At 70.4% G+C, this 19,835-nt stretch carries 15 protein-coding genes and 3 pseudogenes; 10 read left to right on the top strand and 8 right to left on the bottom strand.

The features are described from left to right. The first annotated feature begins 55 nt into the window (after window positions 1–55). The 3 genes from OG992_RS10875 (at window position 56) to OG992_RS10865 (ending at window position 3,107) form a co-directional block, all read left to right on the top strand. Window positions 56–565, top strand: coding sequence for a DUF664 domain-containing protein (locus OG992_RS10875; protein WP_266303140.1), 510 nt, complete (start codon window positions 56–58; stop codon window positions 563–565). An 80-nt stretch (window positions 566–645) separates the two neighbouring features. After that, window positions 646–1,053 (top strand): SCP2 sterol-binding domain-containing protein, encoded by a 408-nt coding sequence (locus OG992_RS10870; protein WP_238686308.1) that lies wholly within the window; start codon window positions 646–648, stop codon window positions 1,051–1,053. Then, window positions 1,050–3,107: a glycogen debranching N-terminal domain-containing protein gene (locus OG992_RS10865; protein ID WP_266303139.1), complete on the top strand. Its 2,058-nt coding sequence runs from the start codon at window positions 1,050–1,052 to the stop codon at window positions 3,105–3,107. Before OG992_RS10870 ends, OG992_RS10865 begins: the two co-directional genes overlap by 4 nt. A gap of 43 nt (window positions 3,108–3,150) precedes the next feature. Here OG992_RS10865 and OG992_RS10860 read toward each other — a convergent pair whose 3' ends face one another. Further along, entirely contained in the window at window positions 3,151–3,654 is a 504-nt protein-coding gene (locus OG992_RS10860) for a DinB family protein (RefSeq protein ID WP_238686306.1), read from the bottom strand. Between the two features lie 134 nt (window positions 3,655–3,788). Between OG992_RS10860 and OG992_RS10855 the strand changes: the two genes are divergently transcribed. Beyond that, window positions 3,789–4,694 (top strand): DUF72 domain-containing protein, encoded by a 906-nt coding sequence (locus OG992_RS10855; RefSeq protein WP_266303138.1) that lies wholly within the window; start codon window positions 3,789–3,791, stop codon window positions 4,692–4,694. 36 nt (window positions 4,695–4,730) lie between these two features. Here the strand turns inward: OG992_RS10855 and OG992_RS10850 are convergent, their stop codons facing one another. Next, entirely contained in the window at window positions 4,731–5,102 is a 372-nt protein-coding gene (locus OG992_RS10850) for a hypothetical protein (RefSeq protein WP_210784096.1), read from the bottom strand. A 196-nt stretch (window positions 5,103–5,298) separates the two neighbouring features. Beyond that, window positions 5,299–5,928, bottom strand: coding sequence for a hypothetical protein (locus OG992_RS10845; protein ID WP_210784097.1), 630 nt, complete (start codon window positions 5,926–5,928; stop codon window positions 5,299–5,301). A 197-nt stretch (window positions 5,929–6,125) separates the two neighbouring features. Here OG992_RS10845 and OG992_RS10840 point away from each other — a divergent pair, with 197 nt between their 5' ends. Beyond that, window positions 6,126–6,296, top strand: coding sequence for a hypothetical protein (locus OG992_RS10840; protein WP_158629581.1), 171 nt, complete (start codon window positions 6,126–6,128; stop codon window positions 6,294–6,296). 19 nt (window positions 6,297–6,315) lie between these two features. Here OG992_RS10840 and OG992_RS10835 read toward each other — a convergent pair whose 3' ends face one another. The 3 genes from OG992_RS10835 to OG992_RS10825 form a co-directional block, all read right to left on the bottom strand. Continuing rightward, window positions 6,316–7,179, bottom strand: coding sequence for an alpha/beta fold hydrolase (locus OG992_RS10835; RefSeq protein WP_266303137.1), 864 nt, complete (start codon window positions 7,177–7,179; stop codon window positions 6,316–6,318). A 142-nt stretch (window positions 7,180–7,321) separates the two neighbouring features. After that, window positions 7,322–8,578: a hypothetical protein gene (locus tag OG992_RS10830; RefSeq protein WP_238686303.1), complete on the bottom strand. Its 1,257-nt coding sequence runs from the start codon at window positions 8,576–8,578 to the stop codon at window positions 7,322–7,324. A 184-nt stretch (window positions 8,579–8,762) separates the two neighbouring features. Then, the gene (locus OG992_RS10825; RefSeq protein ID WP_266303136.1) at window positions 8,763–8,972 is read right to left on the bottom strand and encodes a hypothetical protein; all 210 of its coding nucleotides are present in this window, start codon (window positions 8,970–8,972) and stop codon (window positions 8,763–8,765) included. Between the two features lie 170 nt (window positions 8,973–9,142). On the opposite strand from OG992_RS10825, the gene OG992_RS10820 reads away from it, so the two are divergent. The 4 genes and pseudogenes from OG992_RS10820 to OG992_RS33780 form a co-directional block, all read left to right on the top strand. Beyond that, on the top strand, window positions 9,143–11,200 hold the full coding sequence (locus OG992_RS10820; protein WP_266303135.1) for a type IIA DNA topoisomerase subunit B: 2,058 nt from the start codon (window positions 9,143–9,145) through the stop codon (window positions 11,198–11,200). Window positions 11,201–11,262: 62 nt separating this feature from the next. Further along, window positions 11,263–11,664, top strand: a pseudogene (locus OG992_RS33790) (DNA gyrase subunit A); the annotation flags it as partial. 12 nt (window positions 11,665–11,676) lie between these two features. Further along, window positions 11,677–12,558, top strand: a pseudogene (locus OG992_RS33785) (LAGLIDADG family homing endonuclease); the annotation flags it as partial. A gap of 393 nt (window positions 12,559–12,951) precedes the next feature. Beyond that, window positions 12,952–15,033 (top strand): annotated as a pseudogene (locus OG992_RS33780) (DNA gyrase subunit A); the annotation flags it as partial. Window positions 15,034–15,435: 402 nt separating this feature from the next. Here the strand turns inward: OG992_RS33780 and OG992_RS10810 are convergent. Next, a complete protein-coding gene (locus tag OG992_RS10810; RefSeq protein ID WP_266303133.1) occupies window positions 15,436–16,032 on the bottom strand; it encodes a peptidoglycan-binding protein in 597 nt (198 codons plus the stop codon). A gap of 326 nt (window positions 16,033–16,358) precedes the next feature. Between OG992_RS10810 and OG992_RS10805 the strand changes: the two genes are divergently transcribed. Then, window positions 16,359–19,172, top strand: a complete 2,814-nt coding sequence (locus tag OG992_RS10805; protein ID WP_266303132.1) for a BTAD domain-containing putative transcriptional regulator — start codon at window positions 16,359–16,361, stop codon at window positions 19,170–19,172. Between the two features lie 13 nt (window positions 19,173–19,185). Here the strand turns inward: OG992_RS10805 and OG992_RS10800 are convergent, their stop codons facing one another. After that, window positions 19,186–19,821, bottom strand: coding sequence for an alpha-ketoglutarate-dependent dioxygenase AlkB (locus tag OG992_RS10800; RefSeq protein WP_238686297.1), 636 nt, complete (start codon window positions 19,819–19,821; stop codon window positions 19,186–19,188). Between the last annotated feature and the right edge of the window lie 14 nt (window positions 19,822–19,835).

Here is a 19,835-nt window from a genome sequence, read left to right as displayed (position 1 = left end):
TTGCGTGCCCCGGTGCGGCGGTACCTGTTGGAAAACCGACCAGGAAGGCGTACCCGTGGACGTGAGTGACCTGCTGACCGAGGCGTACGACAGGCTGCCCGACCTCGTCCGCGCGGCCGTCGACGGCCTCAGCCCCGAGCAACTGCGCCACCAGCCCGGGCCGGGCGTCAACTCGGTCGGCTGGCTGGTCTGGCACCTCACCCGGGTGCAGGACCACCACGTCGCCGACCTGCTCGACGCCGAGCAGATCTGGGTGAGCGGCGACTGGGCGGGTCGGTTCGGGCTCGCCGCCGACCCCGACAACACCGGCTACGGGCACTCGCCCGCTCAGGTCGCCGCCGTGCGGCCGGAGAGCGCGCAGGCGTTGATCGACTACTACCAGGCGGTCGCGGCGCGTACCGGAAGCTTCCTGGCCGGTCTGGGCCCGGCGGACCTGGACCGCGTGGTCGACGAGGCGTGGGACCCGCCGGTCACCCTCGGCGTCCGGTTGGTCAGCATCGTCGACGACGACCTGCAACACGTGGGCCAGGCCGCCTACGTACGCGGCCTGATCGAGGCCGACTGACGCGCCCCTCACCCTCTTCAGGTGAGCCGGGCTCACCCCGACGCGGGTGATCCTGCGGGAAACCGTGGGGAGGGGACCCGATGGGCGCGACGGCCGAGCAGTACCTGAGACAGCTGGACACCGGTCGGCGGCCCGACCTGCCGGAGACCACAGCCGGGACGCTGCGGCTGGACGTCCGCGACGACGGCAGCACCGATCACTGGCACCTGACCATCGCCGACCAACGAGTCCGGGTGACCCGCTCGGCCGACGACGCCGAGCTGGTGGTGCGAGCTGACCGGGCGGTCTTCGACCGGATGGCCCGTGGTGAGCTGCACCCGGGCGCGGGCCTGTTGCGCAACGAGCTGACGGTGCAGGGCAACATGCAACTGCTGATGCTGCTGCGGCGGATCTTCTCCGGACCGTACGGCGCCCGTCATCCGCACGAGCTGGGCCGTGCCGCGTTGGTTGGCCGGGCCGCGACGACAGCTCGGAACGAGCGGTCGTGAAGCAGGAACAGGTGCACGTCATCGCCGGCAACCTGTTCGCGATCAGCGACGCCCAGGGCGACATCGAGGCCGATCCGCAGGTTCCGCTCGGGCTCTTCGCCTACGACACCCGGTTTCTGTCGCACTGGGTGCTCAGGATCGACGGCGAACGGATCAACGCGCTCTCCCGCGACGACCTCACCTACTTCGAAACCCGGTTCTTCCTGGTCCCCGGTGCGGCGAGTCACTACGTCGACGCCGACGTGTCGATCATCAGGCACCGCTCGGTGCACGACTGCCTCCACGAGAACATCACAGTGCTCAACCACTCGTCGGAGCCCGCCGAGTTCACCGTCCGGGTGGAGATGGCCAGCGACTTCACCGACATCATCGAGGTCGGGCAGCTCCGGCGGCGGGCCGTCGAGGTCAGCGCCGACCCGGCGAGGCAGCGGCTCGTGCTGCGCTACCAGCGGGACCGGTTCGTGCGCGAGACCACAGTGCGCACCACCGTCCCCGCCGAGGTGGACGAGCGGGGGATGACGTTCCGGATCCGGGTCGCACCCGACGGCAAGTGGGAGACCGACCTGCACGTCAGCGTGACGATGGGCGGCGAGGACGGCCGGGATCTCCGCGCCGACCTCCAGTCGCACCAGCAGACCGTGCGGACGGGGATGCGCGAGGACCTGGCGCAGTGGCTGGACCGGGCACCGCAGCTGGTGGCCGAACGCAAGGGCCTGGAGGAGCTCTACCAGGGCAGTCTCGCGGACCTGGCGGCGCTGCGCTACAGGCCGCTGTCGTACCGCGAGCGGGTGCCGATCGGTGGTCTGCCGTGGGCGATGGGGTTGTGTGGGCGGGACGCGATCATCACCTGCCTCCAGACGATGGCCTTCACCCCCGAACTGGCTCCCGCGACGCTACGGATGCTGGCGCTCATGCAGGGCGGGCAACTCGACGACGCGCTGGACGAGGAGCCCGGCAAGATCCTGGCTCAGCTCCGCTACGGCGAGACGGGGGCGTTCAGCGACCGGGCGAGCGCGCTCTACTACGGCGCGGCGGACACCACACCGCTCTTCGTCGTGCTGCTCGACGAGTACGAGCGCTGGTCCGGTGACGCCGACCTGGTCCGCGAGCTGCGCCACCCGGCCCGGATGGCTCTGGACTGGATCGACGAGTACGGCGACCTGACCGGGGACGGCTACCTGCGCTACCAGAGTCGCAACGAGCGCGACGGCACGATCAACCAGTGCTGGAAGGACTCCCCGGACGCCATCGTCGACGCCGAGGGTCGGCAACCCGCCTTCCCCCGCGCCACCTGCGAGTTGCAGGGCTACGCGTACGACGCGAAGCGGCGTGGCGCCCGGCTGGCCCGGGAGTTCTGGGGCGACCCCGCGTACGCCGACCGGTTGGAACGGGAGGCGGCAGCGCTGAAGGAGCGCTTCAACCGGGACTTCTGGCTGCCACACCGGGAGTACTACGCGTTGGCGCTCGACCCGTACGGCGAACCGGTCGATGCGCTGGCCTCCAACATCGGGCATCTGCTCTGGAGTGGGATCGTCGCGGACGACCGTGCGGAGGCGGTCGCCGAGCACCTGGTCGGGCCGCGACTGTTCAGTGGGTGGGGAGTACGCACGTTCGCAGCGGGGCAGCGCACGTACAACCCGGTGGGCACGCACCTGGGCGCGGTGTGGCCGTCGGACAACGCGTTGATCGCCGCCGGGTTGCGCCGCTACCGCCTCGACGCGCAGGCGGCCCGGATCGCGGACGGCATCTTCGACATGGCGCAGACGCTGGGCGGCGCGGCGCCGGGAGTGATCGCCGGTTACGCGCGCGACCTGACGACCTACCCCGTGCAGTTGACGACGAGCTGCCGCCCGCAGGCGTGGGCGTCGGGAGCGTTGCTGATGCTGCTCGGCACCATGCTGGGGCTGCGACCCACCGGCGACAACCTGTTGGTGAACCCGGCGGTGCCGGAGGGTTTCGGTCGGCTGGAGCTGCTGGACATCCCGGGCCGTTGGGGTCACTCCGACGCCTACGCGAGAGATCGGACCACCGAACGCCGGCACCGCCTGCGCTGAGGGGGTGCGGCACCCCTCGGCCCGGCGACGGTCGGCGTCGGAGTCAGCCCATGGTCTTGGCGCCGTCGATCGACTCCCGCAGGATGTCGGCGTGCCCGGCGTGCTGGGCCGTCTCGGCGATTAGGTGCAGCAGCACCCGGCGGACCGTCCAACTCGCTCCCGCCTCGAACCACGGCGCCTGCGGCAGCGGGTGTGCCGCGTCCAGGTCGAGGGTGGCGGTCAACTCGTCGGTCTGGGCGGCCACCTCCTGGAAGCGCGCGACCAGGCCCGCCAGGGTCTCGCCCGGCAACATCTGGAACTGACCGACCCAGTCGATCTCCTCGCGGCCCATCGCCTCCGCGCCACCGACGGCGAAGAGCATCCACCGGTGCTCGACGCCGGACACGTGCTTGACGAGGCCCCCGAGGCAGAGCCCGCTGACGGTGGGCAGGCTCGCCGCCTGCTCGTCGGTGAGCCCGTCGACCGTCTGCAGGAGAAAACCGCGGTGCCTGCGGAGTGCCTGCAGGAGGTCGGCGCGCTCACCGGTGAGCTGCTCAGTGCTGGTCATGCCGCCACCCTTCGTTGATGTCCACCCGGTGCCACCGTAGGGCGATGCACCGACACTTTCCGGGCACGACACCTCCTCGACGGAAGAACCGCCAGCGGTTGCCGATCCGCGCCGGTGGCGGTCCACTGAATGACATGGGTGTGATTAAGGTGGGCACGTCGTCCTGGGCGGACCAGTCCCTACTGCGCTCCGGGTGGTACCCACGCTCGGCCAGCACGCCGGCCCGTCGACTGGGCTTCTACGCCAGCCAGTTCCCGATGGTCGAGGTGGACACGTCCTACTACGCCATCCCGGTGCCGGAGACGACCCAGGGCTGGGTGGACGCCACACCTGACGACTTCACCTTCGACGTCAAGGCGTTCAGCCTCTTCACCGGTCACCCGACACCGGTCGCCGTGCTGCCCCGGGACCTGCGACCGGCCAGCGGCCCGAGCCGGATCCGTCGCCGAGACCTGCCGGAGCCGGCGTACGACGAGCTGTGGGCCCGGTTCCGCGCGGCCCTCGACCCGATCGCGGCGGCCGGCAAGCTCGGTGTGGTGATGTTGCAGTTCCCGCCGTGGCTGGTGCGCAGCCCCGCAGCCGAACGCCGGATCATCGAGCTGGCGCAGCGCTGCCGCCCGTGGCGCGTCGGTGTGAAGCTGCGGCACGGCTCCTGGTTGGACGACGACGCCGCGGGGGACACTCTGGACCTGCTACGTGCCCACGACCTGTCAGTGGTCTGCGTCGACATGCCACAGGGGCACCCGTCGTCGGTGCCGCCGATCCTGACCATGACGGCGGAGCCGGCGATCGTCAGGTTTCACGGTCACAGCGATGCCTGGGGCGAGGGCGACAAGCAGGAAAAGTTCCGGTACGCGTACGCCGAGGACGAGCTGCGGCACTGGGCCGGACGGCTGGCCGAGTTCGCTGATCTCCCCGACGAGCTGCACGTGCTGTTCAACAACTGTTGCGCCGGGCAGGCCCAGCGCGACGCCACCCGGCTGGCACAACTGCTCGCCGAGACGATGCTCGTCGAGCAGGCCGTCCCGGCGACCGGCTGATCGCCGTACCGGTCGCCCGGCCTGACGCCGGTCCGCTCAGGACCGCCGTCCCCGGCTGCGCAGGGCGTCCTGGGTCGACTCGCCGATGTCCGCGTCGTCGGGAAAGCTTCGGCCGCTGGGGGCGGGATCGGGTGGGGCACCCGGTCCGGCCATCGTGGTACGGGTCGGCTCGACCGAGCCGAAACCGTGTCGTCCCGCCGGGTCCGACCGACCCGCCGGAGCACCCGCGCGTCGCTCCCCGCGCCGTCCCTCGGGCACCGCGGTCTCCTCGCTGCCCTCGTCCATCGGTGAGTCGTCGTCAGTGCCCCAGGGCGCGTCGGCGTCGAAGCCGTCGCCGGTGCCCCACGGCTTGGTCGCCTCCGGCTGAAGCCGGTCGTTGTCACCGCTGCGTCCCTTGTGCGCCGTCATGGCCACCCCGCTCGTCGGTCCGCCGCTACGGCGGACGATGTGCCGTCCTCGGGCCGGGACCGCCGGCCCGGGCGCGGCGCACGACCTGTCGCCGGCGCGCCGCCGCGCGCGTGACCCGTCATCGTTCCGGTGCGCGCCGCAGGCCGGCCAGCGCCCCGCCGTCGAAGTGGCGGCGGGACGCCGGCCGGCCCGACGTTCAGCGTCCGGCCATCGCCATCGGCCGCTTGCCGTTGCTCATTCCCGCCATTTTGATCATGCCCTTCGAGGCGCCCTTCATCCCACCGGCGCGACCGAGCATCCCGCGGAACACCTGGCCGGGCTTCTGCTGCTCACCCATGTACGCGGTGACCACGACCAGGGTCCCGGTCAGCGCCGGAATGGCCCACTGGAGCAGCTTCATCTGCCGCTGCGACGAGGCCACGCTGGCCGGAGTCTGGTGATTCGGCTCGGTGGCGCCGCTCACCGACGGACCGCCCGCCTTCTCCAACCGCATGCCGATCAATCGGCTGTAGCCGGTGACCGCCAGCGCGCCGATCGTCAACGCGGTCTTGATGGCGCTGGCCCGGCCCACGCCGGACTGGGCCGCCACCCGTGGGCTCTCGGTCACCAGCTCGCCGACGGCGCCGGCCAGGTGGGCGCCGATCGCGGCCGCGTTGACCGGTGTCCACTTGGACCATCCGGCCGAGGCGACCGGGAGCCGCTGGGTCGAGTCGCTGATTTTCGCAGCTGCGCCGTTGACGCCGAAGGCACCCATGAGGGAGCCCCCGAACCAGGCCGCCAGGCCCAGATCGTGCATCGAGCGCAGTGCGGTATGCCGTTCGGACATGTGATCCCCTTCCGCCGTGTCGGGCGGTGCGGCTTACCCGCCGGTCGGGCGGCTAACCCCGCCCCGGGTGGGCCGCTCCGCGTGGTGGAGGGCCGCTACCGGACATCCGTGGCGTCGGCGGGTCGACCTGCCCCGAGCAGGAGTCGTTCGCCCGGTGGCGGGTAGATCCCGAGCGACGCCGACGAGAGGGGAACGCGATGTCGCAGCCGGACGAGAGCCGGGAGAAGACCCCCAAAACCGACGCGGTGCTCATGCACCCCGACAACGACCCACACCGCAACACCGCAGAGGTCGCACCCCGCAAGGAGCACGCCGAGATCCAGGTGGAACGCGACGGTGAACTGGTGCCGCTGGACCAGGACGAGTGAGCCGACCGGCCGGTACGGCTCAGCGGGGCGGCAGGTCGCCGACGAAACCGGCGATCCGCCGCGCCAGCGGGACGCTGGAGCGGACCCAGGTGAAGTGGTCCAACGTCGTACCGGCCTGCGCCACTGTGTACCGCTCCCTGGTCACCGGCGCGTCGGCGAGCTTCGCGCAGAGGTGGTCCATTGTCTCGTGCGGGGTGAACTGGTCGTCGTCCACACTGACGGCCAGCACCGGGGTCCGCATCGCGCGAACGGCGGCCTCGGTGTCCGTACCGTCGAGCCGGGGGAACCGACCGGTCCGCGCGGTGTGGGCCCAGTCGCGGATCACGCCGCGTGCCTGCCGACCGCCGAAGCCCCAGCCCGGCCAGACCCCGAGCAGCGCCGCCGTGGCGGCGATCCCCTGGGTGTAGGGCAGTACGCCGAGGCCGTGCCGGCCCGGGTAGCTCCGCCAGTACGGGATGCCGACCGCGACCAGCGCCAACCCGTCCACCTCGTCGCTGCCGTGCAGGGCGAGGTGCAGCAGCGCGGCCTGCCCGCCGAGCGAGTGCCCGAGGAGCAGCCGGGTGCGTCCGTCCAGACGTGGTTTGAGGGCGGCCAGGACGGCGCCGACGTCGCTGGCAAGGTCGGCGTAACCGTGCCGGTCCGCCCGACTCGGCGCGGGCGTGCTCGCCCCGGTGCCGCGCAGGTCGGCCACGACCACTGCCAGTCCGGCGGCGCGCAGCGCGGCGGCGAAGGGCCGGTAGTACCGGGCCCGGACCCCCATCGCGGGCCAGATCACCACCACCGGCGCGCCCGGCACCCCGGCCGGCTCCGGATAGACCTGCACACCCAACCGGCCACCGTCGACGTCGACGAACTCCTGCGCGTACTCCGGGTCCCCGTTCACCGGCCCAGCCTACGACCTGACGTTACCGGCGGGTAGCAGTAGGCCGTGGGGGCGACGACAGCGGTGGGCGGACGTGCCGCGCGCTCGACGGACGCGACGGAGGGCCCCGCCGCACGGCGGAGCCCTCCGATGGACGCTGCGGTCAGGAGACCGAGATCGCCCCGTTGCTGGCCCGCACGCAGGCCACCGCACGGGCGCTGGTGGAGGCCGCGCCGCTCAGGCACTGGCCGAGCACCTGGTGCCCGGTGGCGTTCGGGTGCCACGACTCCTGGCAGGTCTGGAAGTAGGTGACGCAGGTGTTGGCGATGCGCTGGATGGCGATCTTGTCCTTGCCGGCCAGGCTGGTGACGAAGGTGCCGCTCGCGCCGTCCTGCAGCCGAATCGGAGTGGCCAGCGCGCCGCTCGGGCTGCTGGTCTGCTCGCAGAGCCGGGCACCGTTGAAGGCCTGCTGCACGCTCAGGTACACCAGGTCGTCGGCGGGGAACTCGGCGGCCAGAGTGTCCCGGGTGGACTTCACGATGCTGCCCAGACCCTGGGAGAAGCGATGCCCCGGCGCCAGGCTGGCCCGGTGGATCGGGCAACCGGCCGCGTACCGCTCGGCACCCAGGTCACGGAACTTGTCCCGGGTGTCGTCCCGGCTGTCCTCCTCGTGGAACTGCTGGTTCAGGTCCAGCGGCAGCGGGTTCGTGTAGTCCTGGAACACCACTCGGTGCTGCCCGTCCGCGTCCACCTGGTCGAGGGTGGTCAGGATCTGGCGTACGGCCGCGGTGGTCTCCGCGGTCGCGGCGCTGAGCTGCGCGGCGGTGGCCAGGTCGGCGTCGCTGCAGGGCTTCTGCTCCACCGGCCCGTTCAGGTACGCCCAGAACTCCCACCAACCGGTCCAGGCGTCGGCGATGAACCGGTTGGCGCACTTCTCGGCGACGCTGCCGAAGGTGAACGAGCTGTTGTTGGAGCCGAGGCCGATCAGCACCAGGTCGATGTCCTGGGTCTGCGCGACGGCGCGCAGTTGGCTGAGCTGCGAGGCGACGGTACGACCGTTCGTGCGCGCCTGGGAGGCGTTGGCGATGTCGTGTGGCTGACCACCGGAGCAGGCCAGGTTGAACCGGTTCTGGATGCCCGGCAGGTTGGCCTGGTTGAGCGAGGCGTTCGCCGAGCGGTGGCAGAAGAACGCGTTGTTGTTCGCCGCGGTCCAACCGGGGAAGCCCTGGCTGACTCCGTTGACGTCGACGACCGGGGTGTACGCCCCGGCGCCCTCGCCACTGATGAAGCTGTCCCCGAGTGCCACCGCGGCGGTGGGCAACGCGGCGGACGCGGGTGCGGGCAGCGCGACGGCGGTCGACAACGCGGCCATGGCGATCGTTAGTCCCGCGGCGAGCGCGGTACGCCGGAACCTGGGCATGGGGCCCCCAACCATCGAAAGATGAAAGATTCTCTGAGAGCGCGATCAGATCACCCCGGCGCGACAGGCGTCAATGGCCCGTAACAGATTCGTTCGACGAAAGACATGCGCCCGTAGGCATGACGGGCTACCGCGTCGAGATCGGACCCGTGCTCCGGGTTGTCGACCGCCCCTCGGCGGGCAGTCAGCGACCGGTCGGGCGGTCGCGGCGGCGCAGCAGGGCCGCGCCCACGGCGTTCCGACCGACACCCCGGATCAGGAGTACGCGCAGCCACCGCACCCACGTCACGGCGCTCGTCCCGCCGGAGACCGGGTGGCGCACGCTGCCGAACGGGGTGAGCCACGGCTGCGCCGGACGGAGCGTTCCGGTGGCGGTGCCTCTGCGTGGTCCCATGATCACCCAGTGGCTGTTCGTTGGCTCACGTCCGGAGGGCCGCGCGCGGCGGGTCGCGTAGGTCCTCCGGTAGTTGTCCTAGCCTCGGGCTAGGCTCGCTGCGGCGCGCCACGCCGGCTGATGTCGCCGGTGACCGGCAGCACACCGCCGAGACCGGGGAGTACGACCAGTTGACCGCAGAGCCTGACACCCTGTACGGGGCCGATGACCTCACCCACCTTGAGGGGCTGGACGCTGTCCGCAAGCGGCCCGGCATGTACATCGGTTCCACCGACAGCCGTGGCGTGGGTCACCTCGTCAACGAGATCCTCGACAACTCCACCGATGAGGGTGTCGCCGGTCACGCCAGCCACGTCGAGGTGATCCTGCACGCCGACAGCTCGGTGCAGGTCGACGACGACGGCCGGGGCATCCCCACCGACGTGCACGCCAAGTCCGGCATCTCCGGCGTCGAGCTGGTGCTGACCCGGCTGCACGCCGGCGGCAAGTTCGGCGGCTCCGGTTACAAGACCTCCGGCGGTCTGCACGGCGTCGGCGCATCGGCGGTCAACGCGCTGTCCCGCCGCTTCGACGTGACCGTCCGCCGGGCCGGCAAGATCCACGCGATGTCGTTCCGACACGGCGTTCCGGGCATCTTCGACGGCGACGGTCCGGACGCCTCCTTCACCGCCGGCCCCGGGCTCCAGGTGACCGGGGCCATGAAGCGCGGCCAACGCACCGGCACCTCGATCCGCTGGTGGCACGACGCCCGCTACTTCGAGACCGGCGCCGCACTCGACGTCGACGCCGTCCGGATGAAGCTGCGCAACACCGCGTTCCTGGTCCCCGGCGTGACCTACCTGCTGCGCGACCTGACCGGCGAGGCGCCCGCCGAGGAGCGGTTCCACTACCCCAACGGGCTCAGCGACATGGTGGAGTTCCTCGCCCCGGCCGGCGACCGGCCGGTCTCCGGCACCCTGCTGGTCAACGGCGAGGGCACCTACCGGGAGAACGCCGCCGACGCCAACGGCGTCATGCAGTCCAACGTGCAGCGGCGCGCCGAGGTCGAGGTGGCGTTCCGGTGGGGCACCGGTTACGAGCGCACCGTCGAATGCTTCACCAACACCATCCGCAACGCGCACGGCGGCACACACCGCAAGGGTTTCGAGCGGGCCCTCGTCCGCGCGCTCGCCGACGCGATCCGCAACACCCGCGGTCTGCTCAAGGCCAAGGAGGAGCCACCCACCCTGGACGACGTCCTGGAGGGGATGACGGCTGTGGTGCACGTGCGGATCCCCGAGCCGCAGTTCACCTCGCAGACCAAGGACGAGCTGTCCACCACCGGCATCACCAAGGTTCTCCAGTCCCTGGTCGACGCGCACATCAAGGCCTGGCTGGAGGACCGGCGCACCAAGGCCGAGGCGCGCACCGTCCTGCAGAAGATCGTCGACGCCGCCCGGGTGCGACTCACCCAGAAGCAACAGAAGGACGCCGCCCGGCGCAAGACCGCCCTGGAGGGCGCGTCCATGCCGCCGAAGCTCGTCGACTGCCGGGCCACCGGCATCGACCGCAGCGAGCTGTTCATCGTCGAGGGTGACAGCGCCCTGGGTACGAGCCGGATGGCCCGTTCCTCGGAATACCAGGCGCTGCTGCCGATCCGCGGCAAGATCCTCAATGTGCAGAAGGCCAACCTCCAGCAGGTTCTGGACAATGCCGAGTGCGCGGCCATCGTGCAGGTCCTCGGCGCCGGTTCGGGGCGCACCTTCGACATCGCCGCGCTGCGCTACGGCCGGGTGCTGATCATGGCCGACGCCGACGTGGACGGCGCCCACATCCGTACGCTGCTGATCACCCTGTTCGCCCGGTACATGCGGCCGCTGATCGAGGCTGGTCGGCTCTACGCCGCGATGCCGCCCCTGCACAAGATCACCACCAAGGGGCGCAGCCCGCAGACCGTCTACACCTACACCCAGGCCGAGATGGAGACGACGGTCCGCAAGCTGGAGAAGGCCGGCAAGCAGATCGTCACGCCCATCCCACGGTTCAAGGGTCTCGGTGAGATGGACGCCGACGAGTTGTGGGACACCACGATGAACCCGGCCACCCGGGCCGTCCGCCGGATCACCCTCGACGACGTCGACGCCGCCGAACGCATCCTCGAACTGCTGATGGGCGAGAAGGTCGAGCCGCGCCGCAACTGGCTCATCGACTCCGCCGACCGCGTCGACCGGGATGCGATCGACGCGTGAGCGAGCGACAGCGAGCGAATCTTCGATGCAGCGCCCGTTCCGTTCCGATGGAGAGCTGAGTCATGGCACGCCGTAAGGAAAACAAGGTCGACCTCTCCTCGTTCGACCAGGCCGGGGCGCGGGTGTTCGACAACCCGCTGGTCACCGAGGTCTCCGACTCCTACCTGGAGTACGCGTTCTCGGTCATCCACTCCCGCGCCCTGCCCGACGCCCGTGACGGCCTCAAGCCCGTGCACCGGCGCATCCTCTGGTCGATGTACGAGCAGGGCTACCGCCCGGATCGCGGGCACGTGAAGTCTGCCCGAATTGTCGGGGATACAATGGGAAAGTACCATCCGCACGGTGACACGGCGATCTATGACGCCATGGTCCGCCTCGCGCAGGACTTCTCGCTCAACGTTCCGCTCATCGACGGGCATGGAAACTTTGGCTCGCCCGACGATGGCCCGGCCGCGTCGAGATACTGCGTTACCGGAGATACCCGCATTCGACTTGTTGACGGCGCCAGCCCTCGAATTGCTGACCTGGTAAGCCTCCCTGCAGACAGCGAAGCCGATGTTGACTTCGAGGTGCTCGACAAAGACGGTAAAGCTGTCCAGGTCGACAAGGTGTTCAACTCCGGCGTCCATCCGACGGTCCGGATCGGCACGGAGGCCGGGTTCTCGCTCCGGGGCAGCGAGAATCACCTCGTGCTCTGTCTTGAGGCGCCCGCGGGCGTTCCCCTCTTCCAATGGCGACGGCTAGACGAGCTTGCAGTTGGTTCGATCGTCTGTGTGGCACGGAACGCTTGGTCCCAGGTCATACCCACCGCTCGTGAATACTCGCTGGGCGTCCTCGGCGGCGCGTGGGCGTCCGAGGGCTTCGCGAGTGAGTCCAGGGCCGGGTTCAACAACACCGACGAGCACTTCTTCGGTGAGGTTCTGCATGCGTACGATCAAGTGGTTGGTGGTCGGCGGTACGTCAGCGAACGGCAGACCCGTCGCGACCGGAAGCGTGTCCAGGAAATCGATGTTCAGATTTATGCCGGCGGTATGGACGCTTTCCGTGCAAGTCCGCTGGCCGAATTCATCGGGCACCAGGCCCGGGACAAGTTCGTACCGCAATTCGTCTGGAACGGTGGCTGGGGTGTTAAGCGCGCCTTCCTCATGTCCCTTTTCGAAGGGGACGGCGGGGTGCGGGTCGCCAAGGACAGCTTTACCATCCAGTACACGAGTTACAGCGAGCGGCTCACCAGGGAGGTCCAGGAGCTGCTCACCGAATTCGGGGTTGTTGCCTGCTGGCGCCGTTACACGCGCCCCAGCGGCTCGGTCGAGCATCGCTTGGTGATTTCCGGCCTGCGAAACATCAAGGCATTCGCCAATCGGGTGGGCTTCCTCCGCACCAAACAGGCAAAGCTGAACAAGGTTCTGCGACACGCGCCGTTGCGCCCACATCGGCTGAGCAAGGACCACGTTCCCTTCGTTGCCAGTTACGTGCGTGACACCTTGGACTTCGACCGTCGTGGTAGCGGCCGCAAGTGGCTGACGACGCACAACTTCGATCGCGTCGAGCGATGGGAGACCGAGCGCCTCCGGATCATCGATCGCATCAAAGAGCCGGAACTTCTGGCGACCATTCTCCCGATCATGGACTCTGGCTACCGGTTCGAGCGCGTCACCGAGGTGACGCCCTGCGAGCCGGCGGAGGTCTACTCGGTTCGGGTCAAGTCCGAGGACCACTCCTTCCTCGCTGGCGGTTTCGTCAACCACAACACCGAGGCCCGCATGTCTCGCGAGGCCATGCTGCTCGTCGGTGAGCTGGGCGAGGACACCGTCGACGTCGAGCCCAACTACGACGGGTCGCTGACCCAGCCGACAGTGCTGCCGGCGGCCTTCCCCAACCTGCTGGTCAACGGCGCGTCCGGGATCGCGGTCGGGATGGCCACCAACATGATCCCGCATAACCTGGCGGAGGTCGTCTCCGCGGCCCGCTGGCTGATCAACCACCCGGACGCCACTCTGGACAAACTCATGGAGTTCGTCCCCGGCCCCGACCTGCCCACCGGTGGGGTGCTGCTCGGCCTGGACGAGGTGCGCCGGGCGTACGAGACCGGGCGTGGTGTGGTGCGGATGCGCGGCAAGGTGGAGATCGGCCCGATCGAGGGCAGCCGGGGCCGTCAGGCGATCACAGTGGTCGAGCTGCCCTACGGCGTCGGCGCGGAGAAGGTCATCGCCGCGATCACCAACGAGGTCACCAAGACCAAGCGGCTGACCGGCATCGCCGACGTCAAGGACCTCACCGACCGGGAGAGCGGCACCCGGCTCGTCGTCGAGTGCAAGGTCGGGGTCAACCCGCAGGCGCTGCTCGCCGACCTCTACCGGCTGACCCCGCTGGAGCAGTCGTTCGGCGTCAACAACCTGGTCCTGGTCGACGGGCAGCCACGCACGCTGGGCCTCAAGGCGCTGCTGGAGGTCTTCCTGGCCCACCGGTACGAGGTGGTCACCCGGCGCACCTCGTACCGTCGGCGCAAGCGCCAGGAGCGGCTGCACCTGGTCGACGGTCTGCTGATCGCGCTGCTGGACATCGACGAGGTGGTCCGGCTGATCCGGGGCAGCGACGACGCGCAGGCCGCGAAGGACGGGCTGATGAGCCGGTTCGGTCTCTCTGACATCCAGGCCACGTACATCCTGGACACTCCGTTGCGTCGGCTGACCAAGTTCGACCGGATCGAGCTGGAGGCCGAGCAGGAGCGGCTGCGCTCCGAGATCGCCGAGCTGAGCAAGATCCTCGACGACGAGCGGGTGCTCCGGAAGGTGGTCTCCGACGAGCTGGCCGCCGTGGTCAAGCAGTTCAGCACCGAACGTCGTACGACGCTTGTCGACGGTGACCTGAAGGAGGTGCTGGCCGCGTCCGCGCCGGCCGGCCCGCTGGAGGTCGCCGACGACCCGTGCCAGGTGATCCTCTCCGCGACCGGGCTGGTCGCCCGGACCGCTGCCGAGTCGGAGGAGAGCTCCGAGGGGCGCCGACGCAACGGCCGGGTCAAGCACGACACGGTACGCGCCATCGCGCACTCCACCGCCCGTGGTCGGGTGCTGCTGTTGACCAGCGCCGGTCGGGCGTTCAAGGTCGACGTCCTGCCGCTGCCGGTGCTGCCCGAGCAGGCGGGCACCGTGTCACTGCGTGGCGGCATGTCCGCGGCCGAGCTGGTGCCGTTGGCGGCGGGGGAGACCGTCGTCGGCCTGGCCCCGCTCGGCGGGCAGGCCGAGGGCTCACCGGGGCTGGCGTTGGGCACCCGGCAGGGCGCTGTGAAGATCTGCTCGCCGGAGTGGCCGGTGCGCTCCGACGAGTTCGAGGTGATCGGTCTGCGCGACGGTGACGAGGTGGTCGGGGCGACCTGGCTGACCGACGGCACGGAGACGCTGACCTTCGTCACCTCGGAGGCGTCACTGTTGCGCTTCCCCGCCGGGTTGGTCCGGCCGCAGGGCCTCAAGGGCGGCGGTATGGCCGGCATCAACCTGCCGGCCGGGGCACGGGTCGCGTTCTTCGGCGCGGTGCGCACCGACGACCCCGGGCACGGCGAGCCGATGGTGGTCACCTCCACCGGCGCGACGGTCAAGGTGACGCCGTTCAAGGCGTACCCGGCAAAGGGCCGGGCGACCGGCGGCGTGCGCGCGCACCGCTTCCTCAAGGGTGAGACGGACGTGGCCGTCGCCTGGGTGGGCCCGCGACCGGTCGGTGCGACCGCCACCGGCGACCCGGTGGAGTTGCCCGCGGCGGACCCACGCCGCGACGGCAGCGGCTTCGCCGTGATGCTCGGCCCAACGGTCGTAGGCCACCTGATCGAACGTGACTGACCCCATCCGCGCTGTCGCGCCGTCACCGGGGCCCGCGCCCTATGGGCGTCCGGTGTTCCTGGCGCGCGGCCGGCGCGGCCGACGCCAAGATCGTGCTCGATCCTGGAGGTAGTGGTTCACCGACGCGGTGATGCCACTCGATCCCGGATCGAGCACGATCATGCGGAGTGGGGCGGCCCGCCAGAGCGGCACGTTGGCGCCCTCTGTTGTCGGTGCGGGTCCGGGTGCACCGCGAAGCACCCTGCACGGTAGGTCCGGACAAGGGTCCCGTCGCGTCCGGACCTACCGTGCAGGTCGCTGGTCACCGCGTGGCTGTCGGGCCGCTCGCGATGGTGCCCCGGTAGGGAGAGGGCTGACCGGGCCAGGTGGCCGGGTAGCGCTGCATCGCCTTCCAGCTGTTGGTCAGCAGGTGCGGGAGTTGTAGGCGGCCCAGTAGGGACCGCTGCCCTGAGGCGGGTAGAAGCGGTAGTTCCCGTCGGGCGAACGCTGCAGGACGAATTGGTGCGAGCCGTACGGGCTCCGGGAACCCGTCGCCCCGTGGTACACCACGTACAGCCATCCGTTCTGGTTGTCGTGCTGCACCAGCTTGTCGCCGGCCTTCGTCCAGCTGTTCCGGCCTGCGGAGCCATCCGCGGAGAGGCCCTTGTCGCGCTGGAAGTTCCTCGTCGCGGCATCGGTCTGGTCGCCGAAGACGCCGTCGACTCCGGACGAGGGCAGGTAGCCGTTCGCCCAGAGAATGGTCTGCCAGAGACAGGCGACGTTCGAGTTGCGGTGCGTGGTGACGTTGGTGACGCCTTCGTCATCGAAGTCGTCAGACACCGCGCCGGCGCCATGGACGAAGGCCCGGCCCGTGTAGGAGCCGCTGGCCGCGGCCGGCGTGGCGATGGTGACGCTGACGCCGATGGCCAATGCCGAGCCGATGGCGGGCGCGGCGACTCTCCGGAGGATGCGGCGGGTGGAGCGGAGCGACGACATGTATCTCCTTTGGTCGGTGATCATGAGGGGGCGACGGTGCTGGGGCGTCGTGCCAGCCGGCGGTGTCAGGCCCGGCACGACGAGACGAGGTGACCTCGCGGCAGGTGTGGACAGACGGTCCCGTTCGACCTCGCCCCGTCGTCGTGCGACCAGGCCAGGCGATTGGTGCTCGTGGATGGGGCGGTGAGGACGGTTCTGCCGTCCTCACCGCTCCGGGTCCCCCGTTGGAGAAGGTACGGTGGGGCCGGTACAACCCCCGCACAACTCACGCACAGGTCATTTGCTCGCCCGGTTGTCCGGGTGTGGTACGCGTGGCGGCACATGGCAGCGCCCACAGGTGAGGTCCCTGGTTGCGTTTCGAACTCCTTGGCCCGTTCCGGGTGTACCGCGACGGCCGGCCGGTTCCGCTGGGCTCGGTGAAGCAGCGTCTCCTGCTGGCGACCCTGTTGCTGCGCCCGAACGAGGTCGTCGGCACCAACGAGTTGACCGCGATGCTGTGGGGTGACGAAGAGCCGGCGTCGGCCGCCGCTAATCTGCGCACCTATGTGCGCGGGTTGCGGCGGTCGCTGGGTGATGGGGCGACCTGGGACGGGATAACCGCTGCGGCCGGCGGCTACCAGCTTCGGGTGGGCCCGGGCGAACGGGACGTGGACCTGTTCGACGCCGCGGCGGCGCGGGGGCGCGAGGCGCTCGCCGCCTCCGATCTGGACCGGGCCGAGGCCGAACTGTCGGCCGCGGTGCGCCTGTGGCGTGGTGCACCGCTGTCGGACCTGCCGCTGCGCTCGACGCTGGCTCGGCGGGTGGCGCAGTTGGAGGAGCGCCGGCTGCTCGTCGAGGAGGACTACGCCGAGGCGGTGCTGGCCCTCGGCGCGTCGGCCGATGTCGTGCACCGGTTGCGCGGCCTGCTCGACCGGCACCCGCTGCGGCAGCGGGCGTGGGGCCAGCTGATGGTGGGCCTGTACCGCATCGGAGACGTAGCTGGCGCACTGGATGCCTTCCGGCAGGCCCGGCAGACGCTAGCGGAGGAGACTGGCCTCGATCCCGCACCTGAGCTCGTCGCGCTGTACGACGACATCCTGCATCACCGACCGGGACTGGCGGCGCAACCGCCAACGGGGTCGGACCGGCCGGTGCCGGATACGGCAGTGGGGCCGCTCACCCAGCGCCCCGAGCAACTGCCGCGTGCGGTGCCGGAGTTCGTCGGACGTAGCGCCGAGCTGGCCAGCCTCGATGGGCTTCTGCGTGGCAGGGCTGAGGCCCCGACGAGCGGCGCCATCTCTGTGGTGTCCGGCATGGCCGGGGTCGGCAAGACGGCCCTGGCGTTGCACTGGGCGCACTCGGTTGCCGACCGCTTCCCGGACGGCCAGCTCTATGTGAACCTTCGCGGCTACGACGAAGCCGGCGTGGTGTCCCCGCCCGACGCCCTGTCCGGCTTCCTCGAAGCGCTCGGGGTGCCCCACGCCCGGATACCCTCCGACATGGAGGCCCGGACTGGTCTCTACCGCAGCCTGTTGGCCTCGCGGCGGATGCTCCTGGTGCTGGACAACGCTCGCGACTCCGCCCAGGTGCGGGCCCTGCTGCCGGGTGCGGGCCGCTGCATGGTCGTGGTGACCAGCCGTGACCGGCTCGGCGGCCTGATCGCCGCCGAATGTGCCACGCCGTTGACACTGGACGTGCTCACGGCGGAGGAGTCGAGGAGCCTGCTCGCCAGACGCCTCGGGGTCAGCCGGATCGCTCCCGAGTCGGTGGCGGTGGCCGACATCATCGAGGCCTCGGGCCGGCTCCCGTTGGCGCTGTCGATAGTGGCGGCGCGCGTCGCGACCCATCCCACCTTTCCGCTCAGCGCGATCGCCGCCGAACTGTGCTCGGCCGAGGCGAGGCTGGACGCGTTGGCCGACGGCGACGTCCGGCGCGTCTTCTCGTGGTCGTTCCTCGCCCTGGGGGCGGACGCGGCCCGGCTGTTCACCCTGCTGGGGCTGCATCCGGGCCCGGACCTGACCACCGCTGCGGCCTCGGCGCTCGCCGGTGTGTCTGCCGCTGTCGTCACACCGATCCTGCGGGAGCTGACCCGGCTCCATCTGCTGGCGGAGCACGCGCCCGGCCGGTTCACCTTCCATGATCTTCTGCGGGCGTACGCGGCCGAGCTCGCACAGTCGTCGGAGCGCGGCGACGACCACGTCGCAGCCCGACAGCGCCTGTACGACCACTATCTGCACGCCGCCTATCCAGCTGCCCGGCTACTCCAGCCGCAGTGGCCCTCGATCGAGCCGGTGGCGCCGCTGCCCGTACCCGCCAGGCGGCCGGTGACTGATCACGACGGCGCGCTCGCCTGGTTCACGGCGGAGCATCGGGTGCTGGTCCGGGTGGTCCGACAGGCCGCCGAGAACGGCTTCGAAACGTACGCTTGGCAGATCGCCTGGGCGCTGACCGCCTTCGTGGCGCCGCGTGGCCTCTGGCAGGACCAGCTCGACATCCAAGAGGTCGCGCTGAGGGCCGCAGAGAAGATCGACGACCTTGCCGGTCAGGCCGTCGCCAACCGGCTGGTGTCCCGCGCGCTGACCCGACTGGGCGACCGCACCACTGCCGAGTCTCGGCTCAAGCGCGCGCTTGAGCTGCACGAACGTCTCGGCGACCCGATCGGCCAGGCTCAGACGCTGCACAACTACTGCGAACTCTGTTACCTGGACGGCCGGCTCGACGACGCGCTCGCGCACGGTCGTGAGGCGCTACGGCTCTATCGGCAGGTCGGCAATCACGCGGGCGAAGCCCGGACCCTGAACGCGATCGGTTGGCTGCTCGCCAGCAACGGCGACTACGTCCAGGCCATCGCCAGCTGCACCGAGGCCCTCGAGCAGCAACGACGGACCGACGACCGCAACGGTCAGGCAGCGACGTTGGACAGCCTCGGCTTCGCCTACGACCGCCTCGGTGAACGCGACCGCGCGGCCGACTGCTACGAGCAGGCGATCACACTCTTCCGCGACTCCGCGGACCGGTATCACGAGGCGGAGACCCTCATCCGACTCGGGGACACCCGGGAAGGGATGGGCGACCGGAACGCTGCCGCTGCCGCGTGGCGCCTGGCGGCGCGGATCTACGAGGACGTGGGCGACCCGGCGGCCGAGGAGGTCCGCCATCGCCTTGAACGTCTGGCTTCTTCTTAGTGCGGGGCCGGAGTCAGGCGACGTTGTGGGGGCGGAACTGGACGCTCACCCGGGGGCCAACAGGTCGGGTGGTCTTGGGGATGGCGTGTTCCCAGGTGCGTTGGCAGGAGCCGCCCATGACGATCAGGTCGCCGTGGCCCACCGGGAAGCGCAGGCTCTCGCCACCGCCGCGTGGGCGCAACAGCAGCGGTCGGGGTGCTCCGAAGGAGACGATCGCGACGACCGTGTCGGTGTGGGCCGAGCGGCCGATGGTGTCGCCGTGCCAGGCCACGCTGTCGCGCCCGGACCGGTAGAGGCACATGCCGGCGGTGACGAAGGGCTCGCCCAGCTCGGGCGCGTAGTGCTCGGTGAGCGCGGCTCGCGCGGAGGTGAGGACGGGGTGGGGGAGTGGCCTGGCGGCGTCGTACCAGCAGAGCAGGCGGGGCACGTCGACCTCGGCGTCATACATGGTGCGCCGTTCGGCACGCCAGGGCACCTCGGTGAGCAGGGTGTCGAGGACGGTGTCGGAGCCGCGCACCCAGCCGGGGAGGTGGTCGACCCAGGCGCCCCGGCTGAGCTGGTGCCGGCGGATCTGGCCGGGCAGTGGCCCCAGGGTCGGCCCGGCGTCGGCCAGGTCGAGCATCGACGGCTGGTAGGCGGCCTGCGTCATGCAGCCACCCTAGC

The sequence above is a fragment of the Micromonospora sp. NBC_00362 genome (assembly GCF_026342155.1).
Lineage (GTDB): Bacteria > Actinomycetota > Actinomycetes > Mycobacteriales > Micromonosporaceae > Micromonospora > Micromonospora hortensis.
This window is presented reverse-complemented; position numbering and strand designations above follow the sequence as displayed.